Genomic DNA, 24,977 nt, shown 5'->3' with positions numbered 1-24,977 from the left:
AATCATGGAGTTGCAAAGCAATGTCAAATTATGGCGCTACTGTCCGCTGGGCTCGTAAGCAAGACGAGCTTTTCAGCGACAATCAATATAGCCGCGGCCATCAATGGGAATTTGATGGAGGTGTCAGTGTACCCGCCTCGGCGTCTCCACATGTTGTTCCTTTGCCACTGTCTGTAGAAGAAAACGTCGACCCGGAAGAAGCCTTTATTGCCGCCATATCAAGCTGCCATATGCTTACGTTTCTTGGTATTGCTGCAAAACGCCGCTATGTCATTGACTCTTATGTTGATTCAGCGATTGGCACCATGGAGGAGGATGACAACGGCTATACTTCGGTCACTAAAGTTATTCTCCGACCTAAGATCTGCTTTTCAGGTGACAAAAAACCTAATTACCAACAATTGGAAAAGATGCACCACCTTGCTCACCAGCATTGCTTCATCGCTAACTCAGTGAAAACAGAGATCACTACCGAGATCTTACTAGAGGCAAATCATGAAAAATAAAGCGCTGCTCTTCACCTTTATCGGTTTTGGGGTGTTTATTTTGGTCGGACAACAAGCGAACTTATTTGGCTCCAGCAACCCTGATTCGTTCCCTAAACTTCCTGATCAGCCTGGCTTTGAGGTCTCGAAACAGTTTGATGGCGAATGGCTAGGTAGACGAGTCGATGTAACCGGCAACAACATGTGTGAACGAACAACAATCAGTGGGAACATTGTTGATGGTTTTGCCACCCTGATGCTGACTTATAACGGAACTCCACTTCAAGGCTGGGTAGCAAAAGAGACTGGCGAATTGATTCTTTACGCTCGTCATCGTCAGTGGGACTATCGCTTTGTCGGTCAAGCAGGTAAAAACAAGATTCAAGGTAAGTGGCATCTCACCAATGGCCCTTGTAAAGGAACGTGGTACATCGAAAAACAAAGCTAATCACTCTCCGAGCTTTCTGGTACACTCTGCGACAATCAAGGGGAGTAAATTCCTCGTTCCAACCCAATACAGAGTGTTGCAATGTCTTCTACCAACTCAGGGCCTTTTGCCAAATTAGGCCTTAGCCAACCTATCACCCAAGCTATCGAATCTCTCGGTTACACCAAGCCGACAACGATTCAAAGTAAAGCGATCCCAGCAATTCTAAATGGCGAAGATCTCATTGCTGCTGCGCAAACTGGTACCGGTAAAACGGCAAGTTTCGTGCTCCCAATTCTCGAAAAGCTAGCACAAGGTGAAACGCAGAAGAAGAAACGCATCCGTGCTTTGATCCTTGCGCCAACTCGAGAGCTGGCTCAACAAATTGATGAGAAAGTACGTGATTACGGGCAGAACCTGTCACTGACTTCACTGGCTATGTATGGTGGTGTTGATGAAAAACCACAGAAACAGGCACTAATTGAAGGTGTCGATATTCTGATAGCAACACCTGGCCGACTGCTTGATATGTATGGCAAGCGCGCTGTGTACTTTGAAGAAGTCGAAGTATTGGTGATGGATGAAGCCGACCGCATGTTAGACATGGGCTTTATCGAAGACATTAACAAGATCTTAGATCGCCTACCAACGGATATTCAGCACTTACTGTTCTCGGCGACGCTATCAAACAAAGTCCGAGACTTAGCGAAAACTGCCGTACACAACCCGTTTGAGATTTCGATTGCCGCTAACCAAGCGTCTAAGAAAAACATCGAACAATGGCTTATCACTGTAGATAAAGATAAAAAGTCAGCACTGCTTAGCCACCTGATTAAAGAAAATGACTGGGATCAGGCATTGATCTTCATTGAAACCAAACACGGTGCAGCCAAGCTTGCTACACAGCTAGAGAAACGTGGCATTATGGCAGAAGCGTTCCATAGTGGTCGTAGCCAAGCTGTTCGTAAACAACTGCTTGAAGACTTTAAAGCAGGTAAGATTCAATACATGATCGCAACAGGTGTGGGCGCTCGGGGTATCGACATTGAAGGCCTCACTCGCGTCATTAACTACGACCTACCCTTCCCTGCTGATGAATACGTTCACCGCATTGGTCGTACAGGCCGTGCGGACGCAAAAGGTGCAGCGATCTCGTTTGTGTCAAAAGACAATTTCAAGAATCTATGCATGATTGAAAGCCGCTTAGGTCACTTAATTGAGCGCCGTGAAATCGAAGGATTTGAGCCTCGTAAACCTGTGCCAATTTCAATCCTTAACTATGTCCCAAAGCATAAGCGTACCCCTCAATAATCATCACGCAGTTAGCTTACCTTTACTGTCGACGATCTAATCGTCGGCAGTCATTCCCCACCATTAATTTCGCAAAGCCCTGCTAACCAATCACTCTAATCGATGGTCCAGTTTCTAATAAAAATGAGTCATCGTTAACATCTAGTCTGTTCTGCATTTTTACTCCATCGTCTACGCTTATTGTTAGGAAGAAGGTAAGACTAAAGGGGTACATATGGTTGGGACTGATTTTGTGTCTCTTCTGTGGTTATTAGCGTGTACGTGTATTGCTTTATTTATGCAGGCTGGCTTTACCCTTGTCGAAACCGGGTGCGTTCGAGCCAAAAATTCAGTCAATGTCGCAATGAAAAACATGGCCGACTTTCTTGTGGTTTCCATTGTCTATGTCTTTGTTGGATTTCACCTAGCTCAAGGCAGCTCCCTGTTTTCGTTTGATACTTTCCCATTAGAAGCCAATCAGTTACCTGTCTTGATGTTTAACCTAATGTTTGTTGCAACCGCAGCCACCATTGTTTCGGGCTGCGTGGCAGAGCGAATGAGCTTTCGCGGCTATATCTATGCCTCCGCATTAATCGGATTACTTACCTATCCTGTGGTCTCCTACTGGACGTGGAACCCAAACTCTTGGCTATATCAATTAGGTTTCCATGATTTTGCTGGTGGTGCCACCGTTCATGTCGTTGGAGGCATGATTGGCTTAGTTGGAACGATTATTATTGGCCCTCGCAAAGACCGATTTGTAAGCAATCAGCAAGTCAACGAGATCCCCTCCTATAACCACACACTCGTGACCATCGGCGTATTTTTGATGGTGTTTGCTTGGATGGGGTTTAATGGCGGTAGCTTTTACCAATTTGACGAACGGGTAGCAGCCGTCTTGTTTAACACCATGATGTGCGGTGTCGTTTCAGGCTTTGTTGCGTTGATTCTGGTTCACAAAGCCAAACATATTCCCGTATTTGTGATACTTAATAGCGTATTAGGTGGCTTAGTGATCGTCACTGCGGGCGCAGATCTGTTCACGACTCTTGACGTCGTATTACTTGGCATGATTGCCTCTCTTACCGTGTTTTTCGGTGACAAGCTACTGGTCATGCTGCGCGTCGATGATCCTGTTGGAGCCATTCCTGTCCATTTATTCTGCGGGATTCTCGGCACTCTTTATGCCGGAACAGCGATAACGCATCCGGAGCAACACCACTCACTTTGGCCTACGGTAATACAGTTAATCGGATTATCGGCAATATTGCTTTGGTCCGTTGTGAATTCCTACGCTTGCTTCCACTTACTCAAGTATTTCAAGATGCACCGCGTTACCGAACAAGCTGAACGCCTTGGGCTCAATGTTGCAGAGCATGGCGTAAAAATGAGTTGGCTAGAAACACTGCAAGTTATCGAGTCGATAAGTAAAAATGGCGATTACTCTAAACGTGTCCCGGTTGAAATAGGGACAGAAGCAGGTGACGTCGCGATGTCCTTCAATCATTTGATGGATAGGTTGGAGTCAAATATCGAAGTTTTACATCACGTTGCGAAAGGCAATTTAACCAACATCGATATTGAACCAAGCAGCGACAAAGACATTATGGCAAATTCTCTGCACTCGATGATTGTCAGCTTGCGAACTCTGATTAATGAAGTCGAAGATGAAATAGAAAACAAAGCGCTTGAGCTCGAAGACAACGAGCACTCCATTCAAACTTTGATTGAAAAATTCAAACGCACACAAGATCAATTAATGGAAGCGGAAAAGATGTCCGCACTGACAGGAATGGTTGTTGGGGTCGCACATGAACTAAATACCCCTTTGGGCATATCTGTGACCAGTTTATCCCTGCTCAGTGAACAGCTTGACGATGTGGCCAATAAGTTCTCAGATAAAACAATCACGACAGACGACCTCAACCAATTCCTGCAAATTGCTAACGAATGCGTTGAAATGATCGTCAGTAATATCAATCGTTCAGTCTCGCTCGTTAGCAAGCTAAAACAAATCAATCAAAAAATGACCACTGAAGAAGCAAAAGTCATCAATCTAAAGCAAATCCTCGATGATGCGGTGCTTCATGTCCAAAACACCTTGTCTGAAAAATCGATTGATGTAGATATCGATTGTGAAGAGTCATTGCAACTCTTCTTACCCCCTATTTCTTTGCAGTGTGTATTAGAAGAGCTCATTGGCAATAGCGCTCTGCATGGTTTTATCGGTAAGACAGCTCAGAAAGAGAGAGTCATTATGCTTAATGCCCGTGAAGAAAATGGCAAACTTAATGTTGTCGTAGAAGACAATGGAGTGGGAATTTCTGCTGAGAACCAAAAGAAAATCTTCCAACCCTTTTTTACTACTCTTAGAGCCAAAGGCGGTACTGGGCTAGGTATGCACATGGTTTACAATATCTGCACCAAAAAACTTGCAGGTGTGATTGACGTAAAAAGTGAAGTGAACAAGGGGACCCGAATCGCACTATCAATAGATACTGCGGCCGCGATCACTCAATAGCACTATCTAAAGGAGCGTGACTCAATTAAAATGCCGCTCCCATTATCTAGAGCTTTCACTCATAAATCTAAGCAGGTAACGCAATGGAAGCACCAACTAAAATTACTTTCTTCGAGTTTTTAACGCCACTCGTTGCGTCTGGTAAAAAGACCATTACGATTCGTGATGAATCTGAATCTCACTATGTGCCCGGAACGCAAGTTGAAGTCTACACGTTAGAAACAGACCAAAAAGTATGTGATGTGAAAATCTTGTCAGTCAAACCACTTCACTTTGACGACATCAATGAATTTCATGCCGAGCAGGAATACATCGAACTGCCAAAACTAAAAAAACTAATTCGTGAAATATACCCTGATACGAATACTCTGTTTGAGATCAGCTACGAGCTAGTCTAACGCCCTAATATCCGCTGTGGTGTCCATACGACAGCGGTTTTTCTAAAAATTCGCCCATTTATCTTTTCTTCCAAGCATCCAAACTTCCACCAGTGGCAAACTTTGATTCTAATCCCAAAGTTTAGTTCTACCATCACACCTAAAAAATATGCAGCTATATTTATATAAGCATAAAACCTATCAATTTTTATTCTTATAAAGGTAAGGCTTATCATGGTGACTTCTCTCAATCGCTTTCAGTATTTACCTATTGTCGCTCTCGCGCTTTCTATGATGATTGGGGGATACTATTTTCATACCACCGTTGAGTCTTGGACTACCCGTATTGTCAGCGGCTATATGTCTAGCCTCCTTGATGATGTTGCCCACCAAGTACAGGACAAGCAGCTGGATCTATATGATATGCCTCAACCCGAAATTGATGTTTTCATCGACAACCTCTCTCAATCCAGATTCGGGCAACGCTTCACCATTATCCATAGCGAAGGACGTGTCTTAGGTGATTCGCAACTCTCTAATCGAGAAATACGCGCCTTAGGAGATCACAGTAACCGTCCAGAGGTCATTAGTGCCTTAGCCGATGAGGTTGGCATATCAAAACGACACAGTGACAGTATTAATCAAGATTTGCTCTATGTAGCGAAAAAACTAGAACTTCCGCCGGATGAACATGGCCACGATACAAATTACGTTATTCGCCTCGCTATGCCACTCACTTCGATTACAGGAATGACAAAAGATATCGAACTCATCTTTTTTGCCTTAATGGCCTGCTCATTCGCTGTGCTTATCTGCTCATCCTGGTTCAGTAACCGAAAAATCTTCGCTGTGGTTAAATATGAGCGTGAGCAACAAGAACAACGCATCGAAAAAAGTACTCGAGAGATTGAACTACTCCACCAGCTTGCGAATATGCTTGCCGCCTGTAACAGCATTAAAGAGGCGCAAGTGGTGGTCGCTGATATTATCCCTCGATTGCTGGGTGATATTAATGGTTGTGTGTCGATCATGCGCGAATCTCGCAACCAACTTGAGGTAAAACTCGACTGGGGAGGCGATTGGCCAGCATCAAAAGTATATGCTCCTAATGATTGCTGGGCATTGCGCAAGGGTAAATTTCATCTGTCTCACGAGAGGCACCACAACCTTGCTTGTACCCACATGAATAGTCATGAAAGTGGGACAACGATGTGCATTCCCCTCACCGCTCACGGTAACACCGTCGGGATGTTTCACCTTTACTTTAATCCCCAAAAAACTGATGTCACCGAAGAGACCAAGCAGCTTGCCTTTACGCTAGCGGAGCACCTTGGTCTAGCCCTAGCCAACTTAAGCTTACAAGAGAAACTGCGTTCACAAGCGATGCGAGATCCATTAACTGGCTTGTACAACCGACGCTACTTTGAAGAAACGATGGACACAGAATGGTCAAAGTCCAATCAAGACAATTCACCTCTCTCATTGCTGATGCTCGACCTGGATCATTTCAAACGCTTTAACGATAACTTTGGCCACGATGCCGGTGACTATGTGCTTAAAGAAGTCGCGAACTTACTCACCCGATGCATCAGTGAAACACAGGTTGCCTGTCGTCTTGGTGGCGAAGAACTTGCCGTCATATGCCCTAACACGGATATAGAAAGTTCATTGCAGCTCGCTCACTTGCTCGTCGAAGAAGTTCGTGACCTTCACTTGGATATGAAAGGCTTATCCCTTGGCCAACTGGGTGTGTCTATTGGTGTCTGTACCTTCCCTGATCTCAACGGTTCAACCGATGAAATCATTAAAGCCGCTGATACTGCGTTATACCAGGCAAAAGACAACGGACGTAGCCAAGCGATACACAGTCAGATTACACGTGAGCCGGCTAAGTTGAGCACTAAAGATGGCCCATCAGAGGTACTGCCACTCAAAAAGAGTGAATAACGGCGCAGAACTCAGGAGCGAATAAAGATCAAAAATCACTAGACGACTGGTCTAATCGCATTTATGCTTGTCGCCATGAATGCAAAAACTCAAGACACTCGCCAACATATCTTAGATGTTGGTTATGAGCTCATCGTTAACAAAGGCTTTACCGCGGTCGGTTTGGCGCAGCTATTAAAATCTGCCGACGTACCGAAAGGCTCGTTCTACCACTACTTCAAGTCGAAGGAGCAATTTGGTGAAGCTTTAATTGAAGAGTATGTTCGCAGCTACATGGCTCGAATCCAATTAGTGCTCAACCAGCCAGAAATGAGTGGGCGTAACTGTCTACTTGACTACTTTTCACGATGGTTGGCGATGGATAATGGCGTTTGCAACGCTAACAAGTGTCTGATTGTAAAATTAAGTGCTGAGGTTTCTGATCTCTCCGACACCATGCGCGTATCACTTGCCAACGGTGCAGAGCTTATCATTCAAGCACTCGCGACTACGCTGCAACGAGGTATGGATGATGGCTCCATTGCTCCAGTCGATTGCCACGAAGTTGCTGGCCAACTTTATCAGCAATGGCTAGGAGCAAGTTTGCTCAATAAGTTGGTGCAAGACCAATCTCATCTTGAATTGTGCTTAGCGACGACTAAGCAGCGTTTAAGCTCTATTTAGCTGCTAGCTATTGGCTCGTAGTGAAGAACTATTGAATCGTTAAATCTCCCGTCTATTTTGAGACGGGATTTTTTGAAACAACCACTAGACGACCGGTCTAATAAGGAATAACAATCATGTCTAACCCTACTATTCATCGCCAAATTGTCTTGGCATCACGTCCTGTTGGCGCACCGACTCCTGACAACTTTCGTTTAGAACACGCTGAAATTCCAACTCCGGCACAAGGTGAGATCCTGTTACGTAGTGTTTATCTTTCACTAGACCCTTACATGCGCGGTCGAATGAGCGATGCGAAATCTTACGCAGATCCTGTCGCCCTTGGCGAAACCATGGTGGGTGGCAGCGTGTGTCAGGTTATGGAATCAAACCATCCCAACTTTGATAAAGGTGAATGGGTACTAGCGTTCACGGGTTGGCAAGACTACGGCATTTCGGATGGCGAAGGTTTGATTAAAATGGGCATGAACCCAAGCCATCCATCATACGCGCTGGGTGTAATGGGTATGCCGGGCTTTACCGCTTATATGGGTCTGCTCGACATCGGCCAACCAAAAGAAGGCGATACCTTAGTTGTGGCTGCGGCTACTGGCGCTGTGGGTTCGATGGTTGGACAAATTGGTAAATTAAAAGGATGTCGAGTGATTGGCGTTGCAGGCGGTGAAGAGAAATGCCGTTACGCGAAAGAGCAACTAGGGTTTGATGAATGTATCGATCACAAAGCTGAAGATTTCGCAGAGCAACTCGCTGCTGCTTGTCACAACGGCATCGACGTCTACTTTGAAAATGTTGGTGGTAAGGTATTCGATGCTGTTATGCCACTACTCAACACTGGCGCTCGCATTCCCCTTTGTGGCCTGATTTCACAATACAATGCAACCTCACTGCCAGAAGGGCCTGATCGTATGTCTATGCTGATGGCACAACTGCTAATTAAACGCATCAAGATGCAAGGCTTTATCATTTTTGACGACTATGCCCACCGTTACGGTGAGTTTGCCCAACAAATGACCCAGTGGCTATCAGAAGGAAAGATCCACTATCGAGAGCATTTAGTTGAAGGATTAGAAAACGCACCTGAAGCCTTCATTGGCCTACTAGAAGGCAAGAACTTTGGCAAACTCGTCATCAAAACTAACGAGCCAGTATAGGAACAAGCATGATTACTTTACACCACCTAAACCAATCACGTTCTAAGCGTATTATCTGGCTTCTCGAAGAGCTTGAAGTGGAATACAAGATCGTCCCTTATCTACGAGATAGTGTCACCTTCCTTGCTCCACCGGAGCTTAAGTCTGTTCACCCACTTGGAAAGTCTCCTGTGATTGAAGATCAAGGTCGAGTGATCACAGAATCTGGCGCAATTACAGAGTACTTGATCAGTAAGTATGCCGCAGAACGCCTTGCACCAAGTCGGGATAGCGACGAATACGTTGAATATATCCAATGGCTGCATTTCGCAGAAAGCTCGGCCGCACTACCACTGCTACTTAAGATTTTTGTCGCTAAAGATGGAGCACCAACCAACTTCCTTGCAGACTATGCCGAGCTAGAGCTTGATAAAGTGATGAGCTATGTCGACCAATCGCTAGAAGGCAAGCGTTACTTTGTGGCCGATAAGTTAACCGGTGCCGATATTATGATGTCGTTCATTGTTGAAGCGTTAAATAAATTCGGCCTAACGGAGCGCTACCCAAACATTGCGCAATACTCTAAACAACTTGCCACTCATGCTGCATGGCAAAAAGCTGAGCAGTTAGAAGTTCAATACGGATAAACATTAGGCGCTGCTGTTTATGGCGGCGCTCTTTCCCCTCCCCAAGGGTTTTCATCTCTACTCCATTTCTTTACCTAATTTACGATAGAAAACACCTATCGAAAGTATAGCTATTACCAGATTTATAAATCCGCCAGAAGCTCCTATTCTAACTACAGCAAAGACCACATAACAAACGTGGTTCTTAACTCACACTACTTACTTGCTGTGACACTCTAGGAGCAACTCATGGAACATAACAAAAATAACGGCGGTCAATGTCCGGTCATGCATGGCGGAGCAACCTCTGCTAATTCTTCAAATGTCGCTTGGTGGCCAAATGCGCTTAACCTAGATATTCTTCATCAACATGACCAAAAAACCAATCCAATGGGCCTTGATTTCAACTACCGAGAAGAGTTGAAAAAGCTTGATGTTGAAGCGCTCAAAGCTGACCTAAAAGCACTCATGACTGACAGCCAAGAATGGTGGCCTGCTGACTGGGGTCACTACGGTGGTCTAATGATTCGTATGGCTTGGCACTCTGCGGGAACCTACCGCATCGGTGATGGTCGTGGTGGCGCCGATACAGGTAACCAAAGATTTGCTCCTTTAAATTCATGGCCAGATAACGGCAACTTAGATAAAGCTCGCCGTTTACTGTGGCCAATCAAGCAAAAATACGGCAACAAAATTAGCTGGGCAGACTTAATGATTCTCGCAGGCAACATGGCCTATGAATCAATGGGTCTAGAAACCTTTGGCTTTGCTTTTGGCCGTGAAGATATCTGGCATCCAGAAAAAGACATTTACTGGGGCGCAGAGCAAGAATGGCTAGCAGAAAGTAACGCTGATAACAGCCGTTACTCTGGTGAGCGTGATCTTGAAAATCCACTTGCAGCAGTAATGATGGGCCTTATCTACGTAAACCCAGAAGGTGTTGACGGTAACCCTGACCCACTAAAAACCGCAAAAGACATGCGCGAGACCTTTGCTCGCATGGGTATGAATGACGAAGAGACCGTTGCACTCACCGCAGGAGGCCACACAGTAGGTAAAGCACACGGTAATGGTGATGCTTCCAAACTTGGCGCAGAGCCAGAGCGTGCAGATATTGATGAGCAAGGTTTAGGTTGGAACAACAAAACATCTCGCGGTATTGGTCGTGACACGGTGACCAGTGGCCTTGAGGGCGCTTGGACAACCAATCCAACTCAATGGGATAACGGCTTCTTCCACCTATTGTTCACTTACGACTGGGCAGTGACGAAGAGTCCAGCAGGCGCATGGCAATGGGAACCAGTAGAAATTAAAGACGAAGATAAACCCGTCGATGTCGAAGACCCATCGATTCGTCACAACCCTATGATGACCGATGCCGATATGGCGCTTAAAATCGATCCTGAATATCGTAAGATTTCAGAACGTTTCTATAACGACCCAGCGTACTTCTCAGACACGTTTGCTCGTGCATGGTTCAAGTTAACGCACCGTGATATGGGGCCTAAAGCTCGCTACTTCGGCCCAGATGTCCCAGCAGAAGAGTTAACTTGGCAAGATCCTGTTCCAGCAGGTCGCAGCGACTACGATGTTGATGCCGTGAAAGCAAAAATTGCAGCAAGTGGGTTGAGCATCGGTGAATTGGTTTCAACTGCATGGGATAGCGCACGTACATTCCGTAATTCAGATAAACGTGGTGGTGCAAACGGCGCTCGTATTCGTCTTGATCCACTTAACCAGTGGGAAGGTAACGAACCAGAAAAGCTCGCTAAAGTGCTACCAGTACTTGATGGCATTGCACAAGAATCTGGCATAAGCGTAGCTGACACCATTGTGCTAGCAGGTAGCTGGGCAGTAGAACAAGCAGCGAAACAAGCGGGTTTTGACATCACTGTACCATTTGCAGCCGGTCGTGGTGATGCAACACTGGAGCAAACAGATGTTGAATCGTTCAGTGTGCTTGAGCCTGTGGCTGATGGCTTCCGTAACTGGCAAAAACAGCACTATGCAGTGAGCCCAGAAGAGCTCATGCTAGATAAAGCACAACTACTCGGACTAACAGCGCCAGAAATGACTGTTCTTCTTGGTGGTATGCGAGTACTGGGTACTAACTTTGGCGACAGTCAGCATGGTGTCTTCACTGACCGAGTTGGAGCATTAACTAACGACTTCTTCGTTAACCTAACGGATATGCGCTACAGCTGGAAGCCAACAGGCCGTAACTCTTATTCGATTGTAGAGCGCACTTCTGGTGAAGAGAAATGGACAGCAACACGCGTTGATTTGGTATTCGGTTCTAACTCGATTCTACGTGCATACGCTGAGGTATACGCTCAAGATGACAACAAAGAGAAGTTTGCAAAAGACTTTATCTCTGTTTGGAGTAAGGTAATGAACGCCGATCGTTTCGATTTAAATTAGAAAAACCAACGAATGTGCACTACTGTTAGATGAGTAGCGCATTTCATGAGAAAGGAGGCGCATATAGCGCCTCCATTACTAGGAGAGTTGGCTATGTGTGATTTTAATTTCTTTAAGTTATTTGATACCAAAGAACTGTTTATTTACTACTAACAGAAGTGTTCACGTTATTCGGTCATTATTTATTGGTTCTTAGCTACCGCTTTAAATAGCACCGAGGTGTCCATTCGACCAAAACCGTCTTGCTGTAGGTCGGCGTACTGCTGGTCAACTTGTTTCGTCAAAGGCAGTTCTAGACCTACGCGCTCCGCTTCTTTTAAGCAGAAGCCTAAGTCTTTACGCATCCAGTCAATTGCAAAGCCAAAATCAAACTTGTCTTGAGACATCGTTACTGCACGGTTTTCCATTTGCCAAGATCCCGCCGCACCATGTTTCAATGTTTCTACGACTTGCTCAACGTCTAAGCCAGACTTTTGAGCCAATAATAGCGCTTCGCTCAAACCTTGTAGAATGCCACCAATGCAAATTTGGTTAACCATCTTACAACGTTGGCCCTGACCATTCTCTCCCAATAAAGAAATTTGTTTTGCATACACATCCATGACTGGTGAGACTGAATCAAACACGCTTTGATCGCCACCGCACATAATGGTCAACACGCCATTCTCTGCGCCAGCTTGACCACCCGATACAGGCGCATCAATAAAATCATTGCCGTTTTCTTTCGCAGCTTTAGCAAGCTCTATTGCCAACTCAGCCGAGGTTGTGGTGTGGTCCACCAATACAGCTCCTGGCTTAAGCCCTGCTAAGATACCCTCTTCACCATAAACAACGCTGCGAACATCATCGTCATTACCAACACATACGAACACCACATCACAACCTTCTGCTGCTTGCTTTGGCGTCTCACATGCTTCACCTTGGTACTCTCCACTCCACGTTTGAGCTTTAGGCATCGTACGGTTGTAGACCTTTGTAGAATAACCCGCTTTACTCAGATAACCGGCCATTGGGTAACCCATCACACCCAATCCAATAAACGAAACTGATTTACTCATAACTTTCCCTCGGTGACTTTTTCTTATCTCGACAGTTTACTAGACAAAAGAGGACAAATTAACCTTCTTCTCAAGCAAGTAAATGTAAAAAAGCCCCTTAAGGGGCTTAATTGAAAATCATCACATCATTTGACCTTAACTAAGGTGCTCGTATCCGTGTGAGCAAATGCTGAACCATATATTTCTAGTGAACTTGTTTGCGAGTAGGTCAACGAACCGTCTTCTATTTTTAGATTCATAGTAAAGTCAGTGGTTTTGGCATTATCCGTCATATATTCAGATTCAGCGATACCTCGCTTTGACGCCTTCAATACCATATTATTTCCCGCGTCACCTTCTGCTGTTACACAAGTTGTTCTTGGTACACAAAATGAATTATAAACTTTCTGATTTTCTTGATCATAAATTAAATAGCCACGCTGGTCATGGAACTTAGAGTCGTCTGATTTTCTAAATACTTCTTGCTTATAATATAATGCAACCAAATACTGGTCACTCGCATTAGTTGCGTCAGCCGCGACTTCAAAGGTCATCACTTCATAAAACGGCGTCACTGCTGGTGCACCTTTTCCTTGCTCTGTTCCTTCTTGAGCGGGTGACATATCAACACCACCAGAAGGCGAAGATTCCCATGTGCCGACAAGTTGTGCTAGTGGACCAAAGTCCATTCCATCAACCATATTATGGTCAGCGTACGCAGGCAAAGATATTGCTGCTGTAATACTAAGTACGATGAGCTTCTTCATTATTATTCCCTTTAATGTGTTATTTGATTGAGGGAATATAAGTTAACTTCAGCTAAATTAATTAACCAAGATCATTTTTTAACCTCTATTTAATTCATTAATGTAAGTGAAATTTTCAAATATTCATCACGTATATTTATTAAAATTAATTCAAAATTAAGATGATGTAGTCGTTATTTTAGATAACGAATCAGTCAAACTATCGTTACGGTAGTTACTCGCCAAATTCTGCCTATCTCGCTAGAAAAAGCGCTTTTACTGCGTTAAAGAAATGTGCCAGAATCAAGAGAGTTATCACCATGTTTAATTAAGTAGTCACATGAAATTTCAAGCTGCCATCTTTGATATGGATGGTCTCTTACTCGACACTGAACGAGTCTGTATGCGCGTATTCAAGCAAGCATGCGAAACCTTACAACTCCCGTTTCATGAAAGCGTGTATCTATCAATTATCGGTCGCAACTCAGCAGGTATTGAGAAGATCTTCCGAGATGCCTATGGCGACGACTATGATGCGCTGCATGCAGAGTGGCGCGTTAACTATGATGCCATTGTTAAGCATCAAGCTATCCCAGTAAAAGATGGCGTTATCGAGCTACTCACCTGGCTTAAAGCGAACCACATTCCTACAGCAGTCGCGACATCTACGCATAAAGAGGTTGCCACTGCTAAGTTAAGATTAGCGGGATTGGACCAGTACTTTGATAGTTTAACTTGCGGCTGTGAGGTCACTCACGGGAAGCCTGACCCAGAAATCTACTATCTTGCAGCCAACCGCTTGGGTGTAAACGCCAGCCAATGCGTTGCATTCGAGGATTCAAACAATGGCGTTCGCAGTGCAGTATCAGCCAATATGACCACTTTTCAAATTCCTGACTTGGTCAAACCATGTGATGAAGTTACCGCACTTGGTCACTACATCGTGCCATCATTGCATGATGCTTTAGTTCATCTCCAACAGTAACCAACTTAAGCGCTCACATGCCTGTGAGCGCTTTTTATTCTTCAAAACACTTTTCAATAACTTTCCGATCTATCTGTTTCGCTAAGCAGCTCTTTTTATTTACTTCATTTAACCCAATGATAGTTATTGCCGGATATCAATTTTGGATAAGGAATAACAATGACAAACCAATACCAACCCCCAAAAGTTTGGACAATGGATGATGAAAGTGGCGGTCAGTGGGCAAGCATAAATCGTCCTGACTCAGGTGCTCGCCATGAACAAACACTACCAATTGGCGACAATCCAATTCAGCTTTACTCTTTGGCAACTCCAAATGGTCAAAAAGTTACGATTATGCTCGAAGAATTGCTTGCATTAGGAGTCAAAGAAGCCGAGTACGACGCTTATCTAATCAGTATCGGCGAAGGAGACCAGTTTGGTTCCGACTTTGTCGCCATCAACCCTAACTCCAAAATACCCGCGATGGTTGACCGTTCAGGCTCTGAGCCAATCAACGTGTTCGAGTCGGGTAATATTCTGTTGTATTTAGCTGAGAAGTTTGGCCATTTTTTGCCTACAGACCTGGCAACTAAAACGCGTACTATGAACTGGTTGTTTTGGCTTCAAGGCTCTGCACCTTATCTAGGAGGCGGTTTTGGTCACTTCTATGTTTACGCTCCAGAGAAGTTCGAGTACCCAATTAATCGTTTTACGATGGAAGCGAAGCGTCAATTTGATGTATTAGACAAACAGCTTGCTAAGACGCGCTACCTCGCCGGTGACGAATACACCATCGCCGATATTGCAACCTGGCCTTGGTACGGGAATGTTATCCTCGGGAATGCTTACGACGCAGTTGAGTTTCTACAAGCAGAGGGGTACACCAACGTACTTCGTTGGGCGAGAGAAATTGAGCAACGTAACGCTGTTCAAAGAGGCCGTGTCGTCAACCGCACTTGGGGAGAACCTTGGGAGCAAGTTCCTCAACGAAATAGCGCAGGCGATATTGATAGAGTGTTAGCACTCAAACCGGAATAAACACCAATGCGGCTTAGAAACACGCTAAGCCGCGTTATTCAGCTACAGAGATAGATAGTAACTTAAGTATTCAGTCTCTTGTTTATAGCCTTCAGATTCATATAGCTTTTGCGCACCAAGATTATCTCGCCCTGTTTCTAAGGCTAGCCCTTTAGCTCCAGTAACCAACGCATGCTCTTTAGCAGCTTTAAGTAGTGCTCGCCCTATCCCGCACCCTCTCTTTTCTTCTAACACAAACAGATCATTGAGAATCCAGCTTGCCTTGGCAGAAACGGAAGAAAACGTTGGATATAATTGAGTAAAGCCGACTACCTTCTCCCCTTCGATGGCTAGAAAAATCACCGATTGTTGATTTTCCAATCGCTGCTTGAGAAAGCTCTCAGCCAACGTTACATCATCTGCTTGGCCGTAGAAGACTCGATATTGATTAAATATAGGGGTAATTAGGCTTAAATGTTGGGTTGTGGCTGTAACTATATCCATAAGTATCCTTTCTTCTGTTTAAAGTTAATTAGAGCGAGCGCGTCATAAAGCGGCTATGTGGGTCTTCGCGATAATCGCCAAACGGACCACAATAGACAAATCCAAATTTTTCATACAATGAGCGTGCAGGGTGAAAAAACGCCTGAGACCCCGTTTCCAAACTGATGGATGTAAAACCTTGGATTTGCGCTTGCTCTATGGCGTGAACTAAAAGCTTGGAGGCCACGCCTTGCTTCCGTGCAATAGTGCTGGTACGCATCGATTTTAGTTCCACGTGCTCTGAACTCAATGCCTTTAACGCGACACAACCAAGTAAGGTCTCCTCGCTCCAGCTACTATAAAAAGTGATGTCAGACGATTTAAGTGCTTCAACGTCGAGTGCATGAACACTTTCAGGAGGGGACGTGGCGTACATATCTGCAAGATGTTCCTCCAGCAAGCTGATTACTTCACCACCGTTGAGATCATCAATTCGGATTTCCATTTACGTGCTTTTCCTTTACTTGTGCTAGCTTCAAATAGGAATGAAGTGCACCATTTTTGTGCTCTACTGCGGAGTGAATATTGATTTCATCGTTAGCGACGATAGCAAAAGTATAGCGATTCGCTTCTTTCTCAATCTCCACCATCACACAGCCCTGGTCTATATGCCACCTACCTTTAGTCTGATAGCGGTCAAAGAGTCTGTGCTCTATCAAGCTGCCATCTTCAAGAAAATGTACTTCAGTGACATAGCCTGCTGTGCAAGTTTTGATCCAATGACTATCCGCCACTTCTTGGTGCAAAAACTTCCGCTTACTGTCACACCACGTCTGATAATCGAGAGCATTAAGGGCGGCACTATCAGCCTTCATTTGAGTCACAAGTGACTGCTTGCCAGTTTCTCTTAAAAAGAGCTGTTTAAGTATCGAATCTATCATATGCGCTTCGCCCAATATTTCCGGCCAACCCCAGTTGTCCCTAATTTAAGTTTTATCAGTTTGCTCAAACACAAACATAGCGCTGGGAGGAAAAACAAAATCATCAGAAGCACGATAACCGCGCAGCCAGAGCGTGTTATTAACCTTGCGTAAATAGAGCCCTTTAGGAAAAGAGATATCTCTATTAATCGGGTTCGCCGAGACACACAAATGAACGCCTTCTAGTTGCTCGGTGTACTGAAGACGGAGATATACCGCCAATTCTAGAGTGCATACTTTATAGCCTTTAAGCTCAGCCTTTTGCACGATCTCTTGGTAGGTTGCACCAAAATATAAGCCAAGCTCAAACGGTGTATATGTTACTACGACGACCTCTCGTCTAGCGTTGGATACTGTAAAGCCGCAATCATTGAGCAGCATGTAAGCATAATCGTTCAGTAATATACCTGATCCATGGAGCTGCTCTTGTAACTCTGTCTTTGATAGACCGCCAACCAGTACTTTTGAAACCTGCATACCCTTAACATCATTAGAGTCAGTAGATATTTGCGACATCATCAATACAGTGAAGCGCCCAAACTCATCCTATAAAGCGCTAAGTTAGCAAACTAACAGTAATTTCGTATAGCAAGAACACGTGAAGTCACTCGAGATAATCATGAAACATCTATGATTTTATTCGCAGCAACCATCAGAGGTATTTCAGTAGGAGGCGATAAAAAGGCTATTCAATGCATTGTCCCAAGTCGTAATCAAACGTTCCACCCGCATCGAGGCAGGCATCAACGGCTAAAAACTGATTGATTTGAGCAAGAGCGAGGATAACGAAAACCCAAAATAGGCAGCCAACCAACAGCGTTATCCAAGACTTAGGCTGAACTTTTCGAGTAAACATGCGACAGAGCAACAAGCCAGTAGATTTGACCACCCCATCGAACAACACCGTAACAAATAGCCAAGATACAAAGCGAAAAACTGAGCCAATTTCAAACTGCATTGGTCCTTTCCTATAAAATTATCATTATTTCACGTTAGATTTATTTATTTTATAAACCCTGTAAATACCACGAGCGTTTTTTTACATAAATCTGATTAAACCGCTTAGTTATCGAGCTACTCAGGACGCTAATACCGTTGTCTTAACCGCAACAAGACTGACCATTCTGGGCCTGGACAGGTGGGCATGGAACCGACCCATAAGAACAAAACACACAGCAATCGCCAGGCAGCGGCTTCAATATCGCGCCACAGCCATGACATTCGTAAAAATATAGGCATGCATTAACTGGCATTACTTCCTGTCGTTTGTGCCCACACGTAGGACATTGCAACTCAGACTCTCTAGTAACAGCCATAACTTTCTCCGACTTCAACTAGTGACAGTATAGGTTGTCACATTAATTATGTTTGTTTCTCGTTAGCGTTTCGAGTGTGTTTAATTGTATGGCTCAAAGCATATAACTGCGAATGCGGGTTTAGTGATCTTCTCGCACGCCATTGTCGATATTATCAGCTCACTAGGGATCAAAGCATAAAATTAGCTCGTTGTTCTAGCGGTGGCGAACCAAATCGACTCTACGGTGTTTATTGCTAGATATAAAAATGACGCCTCGATTTCAACCGAGGCGTCATTCATTTTCTTGGGGCTTTTTGGAGCGCAAAATAGGACTCTTTTGCCATTCCTTAGTTCAGATAGCCAGCTGTCTAGTTAACAGCAACAATCCCATATTTACTCTGCCGAGCCCTACTCCCAATCAAGGATAACTTTGCCAGAAAGCCCGCTACGCATCGCGTCGAAGCCCGCTTGGAAGTCATCAACTTTAAAGTGGTGAGTGATGATTGGTGTTAGATCTAGGCCTGATTGAATCAATGACGCCATCTTGTACCACGTCTCGAACATCTCTCGACCGTAGATACCCTTGATGATAAGACCTTTGAAGATCACTTGGTTCCAGTCGATACCCATGTCTGATGGTGGAATACCTAGTAGAGAGATCTTTCCGCCGTGGTTCATGTTGGTTAGCATGCTGTTAAACGCAGATGGCACACCTGACATTTCTAGACCCACATCGAAGCCTTCTGTCATGCCTAGCTCAGACATAACGTCTTCAAGCTTCTCTTCCATTACGTTTACTGCGCGAGTCACACCCATCTTCTTAGCAAGCTCTAGACGGTATTCGTTCACGTCAGTAATTACTACGTGACGTGCGCCAACGTGTTTAGCTACTGCTGCTGCCATGATGCCGATTGGGCCAGCACCTGTGATTAGCACGTCTTCGCCCACTAGATCGAAAGATAGCGCTGTGTGTACTGCGTTACCAAACGGGTCAAAGATAGAGGCTAGATCGTCTGAGATCTCTGCAGGAATCTTAAATGCGTTGAATGCAGGAATAACAAGATACTCAGAGAACGCACCAGTGCGGTTTACACCAACGCCTGTTGTGTTACGACATAGGTGAGTACGGCCGCCACGACAGTTACGGCAGTGACCACATGTGATATGACCTTCGCCCGATACGCGATCGCCAATGTTAAAGCCGCGAACTTCTTGGCCCATGCCCACAACTTCACCTACGTACTCATGGCCAACAACCATAGGTACAGGAATCGTTTTTTGTGACCATTCGTCCCAGTTGTAGATGTGTACGTCTGTACCACAGATAGCGGTTTTCTTGATCTTGATTAGAAGGTCGTTGTGGCCGACTTCAGGTTTCTCAACCTCAGTCATCCAGATGCCTTCTTCAGGCTTTAGCTTAGAAAGAGCTTTGATTTTCATATTATTACCTAATTCTTCTCGCCCACCGTTCGGGCGAGAATCAATAATTTTTGTTATCTATCTTCGTCTGTAGCGAAAATTAGATGATGCCCATGTCTTTACCAACTGCGATGAAAGCATCGATCGCACGGTCTAGCTGCTCGCGTGAATGCGCTGCAGACATCTGAGTACGGATACGTGCTTGACCTTTTGGTACTACTGGGAAAGAGAAGCCTACTACGTAGATGCCTTTCTCAAGTGCACGCTCAGCGAACTCAGCTGCTACTTTTGCATCACCCAGCATGATTGGGATGATTGCGTGGTCTGCGCCGCCCATAGTGAAACCAGCGTCTTCCATACGTGCGCGGAAGTGTGCTGCGTTTTCCCATAGACGGTCACGAAGTTCGCCACTCTCTTTCAGTAGATCAAGAACGCGGATTGAAGCGTTAACGATCGCGGGCGCTACAGAGTTAGAGAATAGGTACGGACGAGAACGCTGACGTAGCCAGTCAATCACTTCTTTCTTACCAGACGTGTAACCGCCCGATGCACCACCCATTGCTTTACCAAGCGTACCCGTGATGATATCGATACGGTCTACAACGTTATGGAACTCATGCGTACCGGCGCCAGTTTTACCCATGAAACCAACTGCGTGTGAATCATCAACCATTGTCAACGCACCGTACTTATCTGCTAGGTCACAGATAGCTGGAAGGTTTGCAACTACGCCGTCCATTGAGAACACGCCATCAGTCACGATAAGAATGTGGCGAGCACCTGCTTCTTTAGCAGCAATCAGTTGCTGCTCTAGCTCTTCCATATTGTTGTTTGCGTAGCGGAAACGCATCGCTTTACAAAGACGTACACCGTCGATGATTGAAGCGTGGTTTAGTGCGTCAGAGATGATTGCATCTTCTTTGCCTAAGATTGTTTCAAATAGGCCTGCGTTCGCATCAAAACATGATGTGTAAAGAATCGTGTCTTCTTTACCGAGGAATGTTGAAAGCTTGTCTTCTAGCTCTTTGTGGATGTCTTGAGTACCACAGATGAAACGTACCGACGCCATACCGAAGCCGTGCTGATCCATGCCTGCTTTACCTGCTTCGATAAGCTCTGGGTGGTTCGCTAGACCAAGGTAGTTGTTTGCACAGAAGTTTAGTACTTCTTCACCTGTTGAGATCTTAACAGCGGCTTGCTGCTGAGAAGTAATTACGCGCTCAGACTTGTAAAGGCCTTCCGCCTTTACTTCTTCAATTTGGTTTTGGATCTGTTGGTAAAACGCAGAAGACATTTGCAATTCCTTCCTTTTATTTATCGAGAATTAACTCGTTATTGGATTTGTCCGAGCCTTTGTGTGACGGGCATCACAGCTAAAAACTCATCAATTAAGTGTAGTGTAATTCAAGGAGGTAGAAACGATTATCCCTTAGGGTGGAAAAGCATTAGTGAACCCAAGGAATAAATAGGCTATGCAGTAAAAGCTTTTAATCGGAAACGCTGCTGGAAAACTGTCGCTGTTGCTGTTGTTTCAAGGTGGCTATGGTGGAGCATAAGGATAGATTGAACGATCTTGGTCCCGATCCCCATGGAACCGCTTTGCGCTTCGACATCAATATGATTGGCGAAGGTAAACTGAATCGTAGACTTATCTTCACTCAAAGTCGCCTGGCAAACAACTTCCGATCCTATCGGAGTGTGGCGCAGGGCGTTTTCAAACAAATTGTGGACTAAGCGTTCAAGTAATTTTCTGTCACCGACAGTGTACAACGACTTATCGACTTCAACCGTTAAAATCACCTGCTTCCGAGTGATTTGGCTTTGCATTGTCTCAGTACATTCATCGATTAAAGGGGCAAGAGCAACAGGGCTGTACTCATAATTTGGAATTGGTGCTTCTTTCTTGGCAACATCTAACAAAGCATGTAGCTGTTGGGATAATTTACCACAGTTCCGAAACGCGACTTCGATCAAGGGATCATCTTCAGAGTTCTGCATCCGCCAAGTTTCCAAGTAGCCTAACACACTCGACAGAGGCGTTTTCAAGTCATGGCTGAGCTGAAGCAAGCTCTGACGGCGGTGTGAGGATTGATACTCTAGTTGCAAAAACTGCTGCTGAATGTGTTTAGCCATTAGATGATACGAATGTGCAATAGGCACTAACTCAGGCACTTGTTGAGTAAAGTTGGCCTGCAAGCGAAAATCGTGCTCGGCCTGTTGTCGGAGCTGTTTAGTGACTCGCTCTATCGGATTTAACAAACTGCGCCTCACCAACACATACGCACCAAACGCAAATCCAAGAATAGAGACTAAGACGAGACTCGCTAACGCTAAATATGGCGTATCAACTTGCGCATTAGCAATCGCTGTATGGCGTGTACTGCCGATAACCACGTACAAATACCCTACTGTAGAGCCCAACTCTTCGATGGCAGCAACGGAAAAAACTTTGTGTTCTGCTGGGTTTCTTGGATCGTCCCCCAATATAGGAAAAGCTTCACCATTTAGGTAACTTTTAATCGGATCTAACGAAACTTTGCTCTTCATCTCTACCCCATCAGGGGCAGCATGCGTCGTAATATTCCCCTGACTATCGAGAAAATAGATCTCAAAATCAGGGCCAATCAACATTAGAGTATGGAAAATTGACTTAAGTGCTTTGGGGTTGTAATCCGTCCCGATCATTAACGGGTTGTCATCACGCATATGGTTAGCCAAGTCTTTATGCAGACTCTGTTTGGTTCTTAGCTCGATGGTCTCCTTTTGCCAATTATAAGTAAGCGCTATTGCCAAGGCGGCCAGCAAAAACCATAAGCTTGTAAAAACTACCAATCTCGATTTGAAGCTCATGATACTTTCCTCTTTAAAGGCTATTGCTGAGGCTGAAACTTGTAGCCAACTCCCCACACTGTCTGAATATAGTGATGCTTAGAGTTAGTCAGACAGAGTTTGTTACGCAGCCGATTAACAGTGCTACAAACCGTATGGTGGTACCCCGTATGGTTGGTATTCCACACATGATCGAGTAGCTCATCTTTGCTATACACCCTCCCAGGTCGGCTTGCCAGAAACTGTAATAAGGAAAACTCTGTCGCAGTTAAGGAAACATCTTCATCATTCAAACACACACGATGAAGTTCAGGCACAATGATCAATGGGCCAAACTGCATCGAATCATTTGTTTTTTCTGGATTAGACAATGATTCTGTAGCTTGATTGATTCGCCGAATAACATTACGAACCCTTGCTTGGAACTCTAAAACACCAAACGGCTTGGTAATATAGTCGTCGACACCCGCCTCTAAACCCTCAACCTTATCTAGTTCGCTGTCTCTAGCCGTGAGCATTAACACCGGAGACCAATCCCGCTGCTGGCGAAGATAATGGCAAAAATCTAACCCATCGCCGTCTGGAAGCCCCCGGTCCAAGATCACTACATCGAAGCTTTGCTCTTGATGGACTAGCTTAGCTTTAGCAAGAGTGAATACTCTCGTAACCTGATGACCTTGAAACTTAAGATGCATCTGAACCAACTCTGCAAGATCATCGTCGTCCTCAACCAACAGTATGTTAGCAATCAAGTTAACTGCTTGCTCTTTCATGGCTTTTTCCTTGCCTACATGTCTACGTACCCTAAACACGACCTTGATAAGAACAATTTTATTTCAGACGAAAGTAAGACGATAAACAAAGAGTCTGTTGCGGTGCGAACAGACTCTTTAAATAGTACGTTTTTCGTTGGTTACTTAACTCGCGTTATAGTAAGTTTTGCCCCAGGGTTTAGGAATCGATGGTTAGACGCTAACGCCGAGTTTGCCAGTCCATCGTCTTGACTGATCACTCCGGAGTGAAAGGATACGGAATCATCAATATCATTGCGTGCAGCATTGAAGCCCTCTCCACCACCAGCAGGACCGGGGATTGTTGCGGCTAATTCATCATTAAGTTCCGTTCCCGAATCCCAAACATTCATGGTCATTTCAAATGTTTCACCAACCGCTAACGACTTTAGCGACAAGCCTGTTTCTCCAATAAATGCATCATTCGTGTTAACCAACATAGAAGCTACTGACACGTAGCCATACTCGATCGGATTCAGTGTAATACTTACCTCATCTGAGTGTCCTGGTAACAACAAGCCATTTCCTGATATACCTTGTTCAATATCTTCGACACTGTCAGCAAGAGCGATTAATTCGGCGTTACTCCCTCCTTCCGCAAGGTGTTCAAGTTCAATAGAGGCACTCTCACCAACACCAAAAAGCTCGTAATTGCTGTTATGTGCAAGCACTGCAAGGGGAGACATGGGCTGGTTTGAAGTAAGATTTTCCACGTTCACTGTATAACGGTAAGACTTACTCTTAGTCTCATTGTCGCTGCTCGGACAACCTGCGAGTAAACCAACCGAGGCAGCGATGAATAACAATCTGTATTTCATACATCCCCCTTACTTCACAACGATAGTGATCGTGGCAACAGGGTTCAGCCAACGGTGAGCAGTGTTATCAAGATCACTAATGCCTCCGGCTGTTTCGCTATCACCTAGGTTACCAGGATGGATATGAACGGTGTCGTTAGTGATTGCAGTTTCAACACCAGTACCGCCAGAACGAAACGTAATAAATGGGGGGGTGGGCATGCTTCCAGCCAGCTCATCGTTCGCTTCGGTACCAGCGTCATACCCTCTTAGGGTCGTTTTGTAAGTACCCGGCTGGGTGGGAATTTTCCAACTGTCCAACCCAACAAAACCGTCATTGGTAGGTAATAGCATCGCACTTAACGAAAGGTATTCATGGCTGCCTGTATCGATACTGAACGTTGTAGCAACGCCTGGGTTTAAAATGCCACCAGCAGGGTTCTCAACGACCACTCCACCAGCATTACCGATCAGTGTTGATAAGCCTGAGATATCGCCCCCTTCAGCCATTGACTCTAGCTCAACTGATGCAGCCTGCCCAGTACGAAACATGACTAAATCAGAGTCATGCCCTGCAACAATAAAAGGCGTAAAATAGATACCTTTAGTGGCATTGGTGATAGTGATATCGAGCTCTGCTGCATTCACAGATACTGACCCCATTGCCATCAAAGCTGAAGTAATTAAGAGTCCAAGTTGGGTCTGTTTTTTCATTGTGATTCCATCC

The 24,977-nt window shown here is 44.9% G+C and carries 26 protein-coding genes; 12 read left to right on the top strand and 14 right to left on the bottom strand.

Annotated features, from left to right (window positions below; genetic code table 11):
- Window positions 1–20: 20 nt before the first annotated feature.
- The 10 genes from AC4MRV_RS06395 to katG all read left to right on the top strand — a co-directional run bounded on the left by AC4MRV_RS06395 (window position 21) and on the right by katG (window position 11,887).
- The gene (locus AC4MRV_RS06395) at window positions 21–506 is read left to right on the top strand and encodes an OsmC family protein (protein ID WP_491186594.1); all 486 of its coding nucleotides are present in this window, start codon (window positions 21–23) and stop codon (window positions 504–506) included.
- Window positions 496–933: a hypothetical protein gene (locus AC4MRV_RS06390; protein ID WP_491186593.1), complete on the top strand. Its 438-nt coding sequence runs from the start codon at window positions 496–498 to the stop codon at window positions 931–933. The genes AC4MRV_RS06395 and AC4MRV_RS06390 overlap by 11 nt, the downstream gene beginning before the upstream one ends.
- An 81-nt stretch (window positions 934–1,014) precedes the next feature.
- On the top strand, window positions 1,015–2,223 hold the full coding sequence (locus tag AC4MRV_RS06385; RefSeq protein ID WP_491186592.1) for a DEAD/DEAH box helicase: 1,209 nt from the start codon (window positions 1,015–1,017) through the stop codon (window positions 2,221–2,223).
- 214 nt (window positions 2,224–2,437) lie between these two features.
- Window positions 2,438–4,723, top strand: a complete 2,286-nt coding sequence (locus AC4MRV_RS06380) for an ATP-binding protein (protein WP_491186591.1) — start codon at window positions 2,438–2,440, stop codon at window positions 4,721–4,723.
- Between the two features lie 83 nt (window positions 4,724–4,806).
- Complete coding sequence (gene yqfB, locus AC4MRV_RS06375; protein WP_491186590.1) at window positions 4,807–5,121, top strand: N(4)-acetylcytidine aminohydrolase; 315 nt, start codon at window positions 4,807–4,809, stop codon at window positions 5,119–5,121.
- A gap of 213 nt (window positions 5,122–5,334) precedes the next feature.
- Window positions 5,335–7,047: a sensor domain-containing diguanylate cyclase gene (locus tag AC4MRV_RS06370; protein ID WP_491186589.1), complete on the top strand. Its 1,713-nt coding sequence runs from the start codon at window positions 5,335–5,337 to the stop codon at window positions 7,045–7,047.
- Window positions 7,048–7,122: 75 nt separating this feature from the next.
- A complete protein-coding gene (locus AC4MRV_RS06365) occupies window positions 7,123–7,710 on the top strand; it encodes a TetR/AcrR family transcriptional regulator (RefSeq protein WP_491186588.1) in 588 nt (195 codons plus the stop codon).
- 116 nt (window positions 7,711–7,826) lie between these two features.
- Window positions 7,827–8,861 carry an NADPH-dependent curcumin/dihydrocurcumin reductase gene (gene curA / locus AC4MRV_RS06360; RefSeq protein WP_491186587.1) on the top strand — a complete coding sequence of 345 codons (1,035 nt, stop codon included), beginning with the start codon at window positions 7,827–7,829 and terminating at the stop codon, window positions 8,859–8,861.
- An 8-nt stretch (window positions 8,862–8,869) separates the two neighbouring features.
- Window positions 8,870–9,487, top strand: a complete 618-nt coding sequence (locus AC4MRV_RS06355) for a glutathione S-transferase family protein (protein ID WP_491186586.1) — start codon at window positions 8,870–8,872, stop codon at window positions 9,485–9,487.
- A gap of 228 nt (window positions 9,488–9,715) precedes the next feature.
- A complete protein-coding gene (katG, locus tag AC4MRV_RS06350; RefSeq protein WP_491186585.1) occupies window positions 9,716–11,887 on the top strand; it encodes a catalase/peroxidase HPI in 2,172 nt (723 codons plus the stop codon).
- A 182-nt stretch (window positions 11,888–12,069) separates the two neighbouring features.
- On the opposite strand, the gene AC4MRV_RS06345 is transcribed toward katG, so the two are convergent.
- A complete protein-coding gene (locus tag AC4MRV_RS06345) occupies window positions 12,070–12,972 on the bottom strand; it encodes an NAD(P)-dependent oxidoreductase (protein ID WP_491186609.1) in 903 nt (300 codons plus the stop codon).
- A 98-nt stretch (window positions 12,973–13,070) separates the two neighbouring features.
- Window positions 13,071–13,691, bottom strand: a complete 621-nt coding sequence (locus AC4MRV_RS06340) for a heme-binding beta-barrel domain-containing protein (protein ID WP_491186584.1) — start codon at window positions 13,689–13,691, stop codon at window positions 13,071–13,073.
- 319 nt (window positions 13,692–14,010) lie between these two features.
- Here AC4MRV_RS06340 and AC4MRV_RS06335 point away from each other — a divergent pair, with 319 nt between their 5' ends.
- Together AC4MRV_RS06335 and yghU are read left to right on the top strand one after the other, a co-directional pair.
- Window positions 14,011–14,655: an HAD family hydrolase gene (locus tag AC4MRV_RS06335; RefSeq protein WP_491186583.1), complete on the top strand. Its 645-nt coding sequence runs from the start codon at window positions 14,011–14,013 to the stop codon at window positions 14,653–14,655.
- Window positions 14,656–14,814: 159 nt separating this feature from the next.
- Window positions 14,815–15,675, top strand: a complete 861-nt coding sequence (gene yghU / locus AC4MRV_RS06330) for a glutathione-dependent disulfide-bond oxidoreductase (protein ID WP_491186582.1) — start codon at window positions 14,815–14,817, stop codon at window positions 15,673–15,675.
- 42 nt (window positions 15,676–15,717) lie between these two features.
- Here yghU and AC4MRV_RS06325 read toward each other — a convergent pair whose 3' ends face one another.
- From AC4MRV_RS06325 to AC4MRV_RS06270, 12 genes are all read right to left on the bottom strand, one after another.
- Window positions 15,718–16,158 carry a GNAT family N-acetyltransferase gene (locus tag AC4MRV_RS06325; protein WP_491186581.1) on the bottom strand — a complete coding sequence of 147 codons (441 nt, stop codon included), beginning with the start codon at window positions 16,156–16,158 and terminating at the stop codon, window positions 15,718–15,720.
- 28 nt (window positions 16,159–16,186) lie between these two features.
- Complete coding sequence (locus AC4MRV_RS06320; RefSeq protein WP_491186580.1) at window positions 16,187–16,642, bottom strand: GNAT family N-acetyltransferase; 456 nt, start codon at window positions 16,640–16,642, stop codon at window positions 16,187–16,189.
- Complete coding sequence (locus AC4MRV_RS06315) at window positions 16,626–17,078, bottom strand: hypothetical protein (protein WP_491186579.1); 453 nt, start codon at window positions 17,076–17,078, stop codon at window positions 16,626–16,628. Before AC4MRV_RS06315 ends, AC4MRV_RS06320 begins: the two co-directional genes overlap by 17 nt.
- Before the next feature lie 45 nt (window positions 17,079–17,123).
- Entirely contained in the window at window positions 17,124–17,633 is a 510-nt protein-coding gene (locus AC4MRV_RS06310; protein WP_491186578.1) for a hypothetical protein, read from the bottom strand.
- 169 nt (window positions 17,634–17,802) lie between these two features.
- Window positions 17,803–18,075, bottom strand: a complete 273-nt coding sequence (locus AC4MRV_RS06305; protein WP_491186577.1) for a hypothetical protein — start codon at window positions 18,073–18,075, stop codon at window positions 17,803–17,805.
- A gap of 142 nt (window positions 18,076–18,217) precedes the next feature.
- Window positions 18,218–18,433, bottom strand: coding sequence for a GDCCVxC domain-containing (seleno)protein (locus tag AC4MRV_RS06300; RefSeq protein ID WP_491186576.1), 216 nt, complete (start codon window positions 18,431–18,433; stop codon window positions 18,218–18,220).
- Window positions 18,434–18,822: 389 nt separating this feature from the next.
- Window positions 18,823–19,854 carry an L-threonine 3-dehydrogenase gene (gene tdh / locus AC4MRV_RS06295; protein ID WP_394126296.1) on the bottom strand — a complete coding sequence of 344 codons (1,032 nt, stop codon included), beginning with the start codon at window positions 19,852–19,854 and terminating at the stop codon, window positions 18,823–18,825.
- A 79-nt stretch (window positions 19,855–19,933) separates the two neighbouring features.
- Window positions 19,934–21,127 (bottom strand): glycine C-acetyltransferase, encoded by a 1,194-nt coding sequence (locus tag AC4MRV_RS06290; protein ID WP_491186575.1) that lies wholly within the window; start codon window positions 21,125–21,127, stop codon window positions 19,934–19,936.
- A gap of 176 nt (window positions 21,128–21,303) precedes the next feature.
- On the bottom strand, window positions 21,304–22,683 hold the full coding sequence (locus AC4MRV_RS06285; protein WP_491186574.1) for a sensor histidine kinase: 1,380 nt from the start codon (window positions 22,681–22,683) through the stop codon (window positions 21,304–21,306).
- 20 nt (window positions 22,684–22,703) lie between these two features.
- Window positions 22,704–23,435, bottom strand: coding sequence for a response regulator transcription factor (locus tag AC4MRV_RS06280; protein WP_491186573.1), 732 nt, complete (start codon window positions 23,433–23,435; stop codon window positions 22,704–22,706).
- Between the two features lie 140 nt (window positions 23,436–23,575).
- Complete coding sequence (locus AC4MRV_RS06275) at window positions 23,576–24,271, bottom strand: spondin domain-containing protein (protein ID WP_491186572.1); 696 nt, start codon at window positions 24,269–24,271, stop codon at window positions 23,576–23,578.
- Window positions 24,272–24,280: 9 nt separating this feature from the next.
- Window positions 24,281–24,964, bottom strand: a complete 684-nt coding sequence (locus AC4MRV_RS06270) for a spondin domain-containing protein (RefSeq protein WP_491186571.1) — start codon at window positions 24,962–24,964, stop codon at window positions 24,281–24,283.
- Window positions 24,965–24,977 lie beyond the last annotated feature (13 nt).

The organism is Vibrio sp. (genome assembly GCF_984391705.1).
This window is presented reverse-complemented; position numbering and strand designations above follow the sequence as displayed.

Bases quoted from the DNA above. Each gene is read 5' to 3' on its own strand.
- AC4MRV_RS06395 (WP_491186594.1), top strand. From the start codon at position 21: ATGTCAAATTATGGCGCTACTGTCCGCTGGGCTCGTAAGCAAGACGAG.
- AC4MRV_RS06390 (WP_491186593.1), top strand. From the start codon at position 496: ATGAAAAATAAAGCGCTGCTCTTCACCTTTATCGGTTTTGGGGTGTTT.
- AC4MRV_RS06385 (WP_491186592.1), top strand. From the start codon at position 1,015: ATGTCTTCTACCAACTCAGGGCCTTTTGCCAAATTAGGCCTTAGCCAA.
- AC4MRV_RS06380 (WP_491186591.1), top strand. From the start codon at position 2,438: ATGGTTGGGACTGATTTTGTGTCTCTTCTGTGGTTATTAGCGTGTACG.
- yqfB (WP_491186590.1), top strand. From the start codon at position 4,807: ATGGAAGCACCAACTAAAATTACTTTCTTCGAGTTTTTAACGCCACTC.
- AC4MRV_RS06370 (WP_491186589.1), top strand. From the start codon at position 5,335: ATGGTGACTTCTCTCAATCGCTTTCAGTATTTACCTATTGTCGCTCTC.
- AC4MRV_RS06365 (WP_491186588.1), top strand. From the start codon at position 7,123: ATGAATGCAAAAACTCAAGACACTCGCCAACATATCTTAGATGTTGGT.
- curA (WP_491186587.1), top strand. From the start codon at position 7,827: ATGTCTAACCCTACTATTCATCGCCAAATTGTCTTGGCATCACGTCCT.
- AC4MRV_RS06355 (WP_491186586.1), top strand. From the start codon at position 8,870: ATGATTACTTTACACCACCTAAACCAATCACGTTCTAAGCGTATTATC.
- katG (WP_491186585.1), top strand. From the start codon at position 9,716: ATGGAACATAACAAAAATAACGGCGGTCAATGTCCGGTCATGCATGGC.
- AC4MRV_RS06340 (WP_491186584.1), bottom strand. From the start codon at position 13,691: ATGAAGAAGCTCATCGTACTTAGTATTACAGCAGCAATATCTTTGCCT.
- AC4MRV_RS06335 (WP_491186583.1), top strand. From the start codon at position 14,011: ATGAAATTTCAAGCTGCCATCTTTGATATGGATGGTCTCTTACTCGAC.
- yghU (WP_491186582.1), top strand. From the start codon at position 14,815: ATGACAAACCAATACCAACCCCCAAAAGTTTGGACAATGGATGATGAA.
- AC4MRV_RS06325 (WP_491186581.1), bottom strand. From the start codon at position 16,158: ATGGATATAGTTACAGCCACAACCCAACATTTAAGCCTAATTACCCCT.
- AC4MRV_RS06320 (WP_491186580.1), bottom strand. From the start codon at position 16,642: ATGGAAATCCGAATTGATGATCTCAACGGTGGTGAAGTAATCAGCTTG.
- AC4MRV_RS06315 (WP_491186579.1), bottom strand. From the start codon at position 17,078: ATGATAGATTCGATACTTAAACAGCTCTTTTTAAGAGAAACTGGCAAG.
- AC4MRV_RS06310 (WP_491186578.1), bottom strand. From the start codon at position 17,633: ATGTCGCAAATATCTACTGACTCTAATGATGTTAAGGGTATGCAGGTT.
- AC4MRV_RS06305 (WP_491186577.1), bottom strand. From the start codon at position 18,075: ATGCAGTTTGAAATTGGCTCAGTTTTTCGCTTTGTATCTTGGCTATTT.
- AC4MRV_RS06300 (WP_491186576.1), bottom strand. From the start codon at position 18,433: ATGGCTGTTACTAGAGAGTCTGAGTTGCAATGTCCTACGTGTGGGCAC.
- tdh (WP_394126296.1), bottom strand. From the start codon at position 19,854: ATGAAAATCAAAGCTCTTTCTAAGCTAAAGCCTGAAGAAGGCATCTGG.
- AC4MRV_RS06290 (WP_491186575.1), bottom strand. From the start codon at position 21,127: ATGTCTTCTGCGTTTTACCAACAGATCCAAAACCAAATTGAAGAAGTA.
- AC4MRV_RS06285 (WP_491186574.1), bottom strand. From the start codon at position 22,683: ATGAGCTTCAAATCGAGATTGGTAGTTTTTACAAGCTTATGGTTTTTG.
- AC4MRV_RS06280 (WP_491186573.1), bottom strand. From the start codon at position 23,435: ATGAAAGAGCAAGCAGTTAACTTGATTGCTAACATACTGTTGGTTGAG.
- AC4MRV_RS06275 (WP_491186572.1), bottom strand. From the start codon at position 24,271: ATGAAATACAGATTGTTATTCATCGCTGCCTCGGTTGGTTTACTCGCA.
- AC4MRV_RS06270 (WP_491186571.1), bottom strand. From the start codon at position 24,964: ATGAAAAAACAGACCCAACTTGGACTCTTAATTACTTCAGCTTTGATG.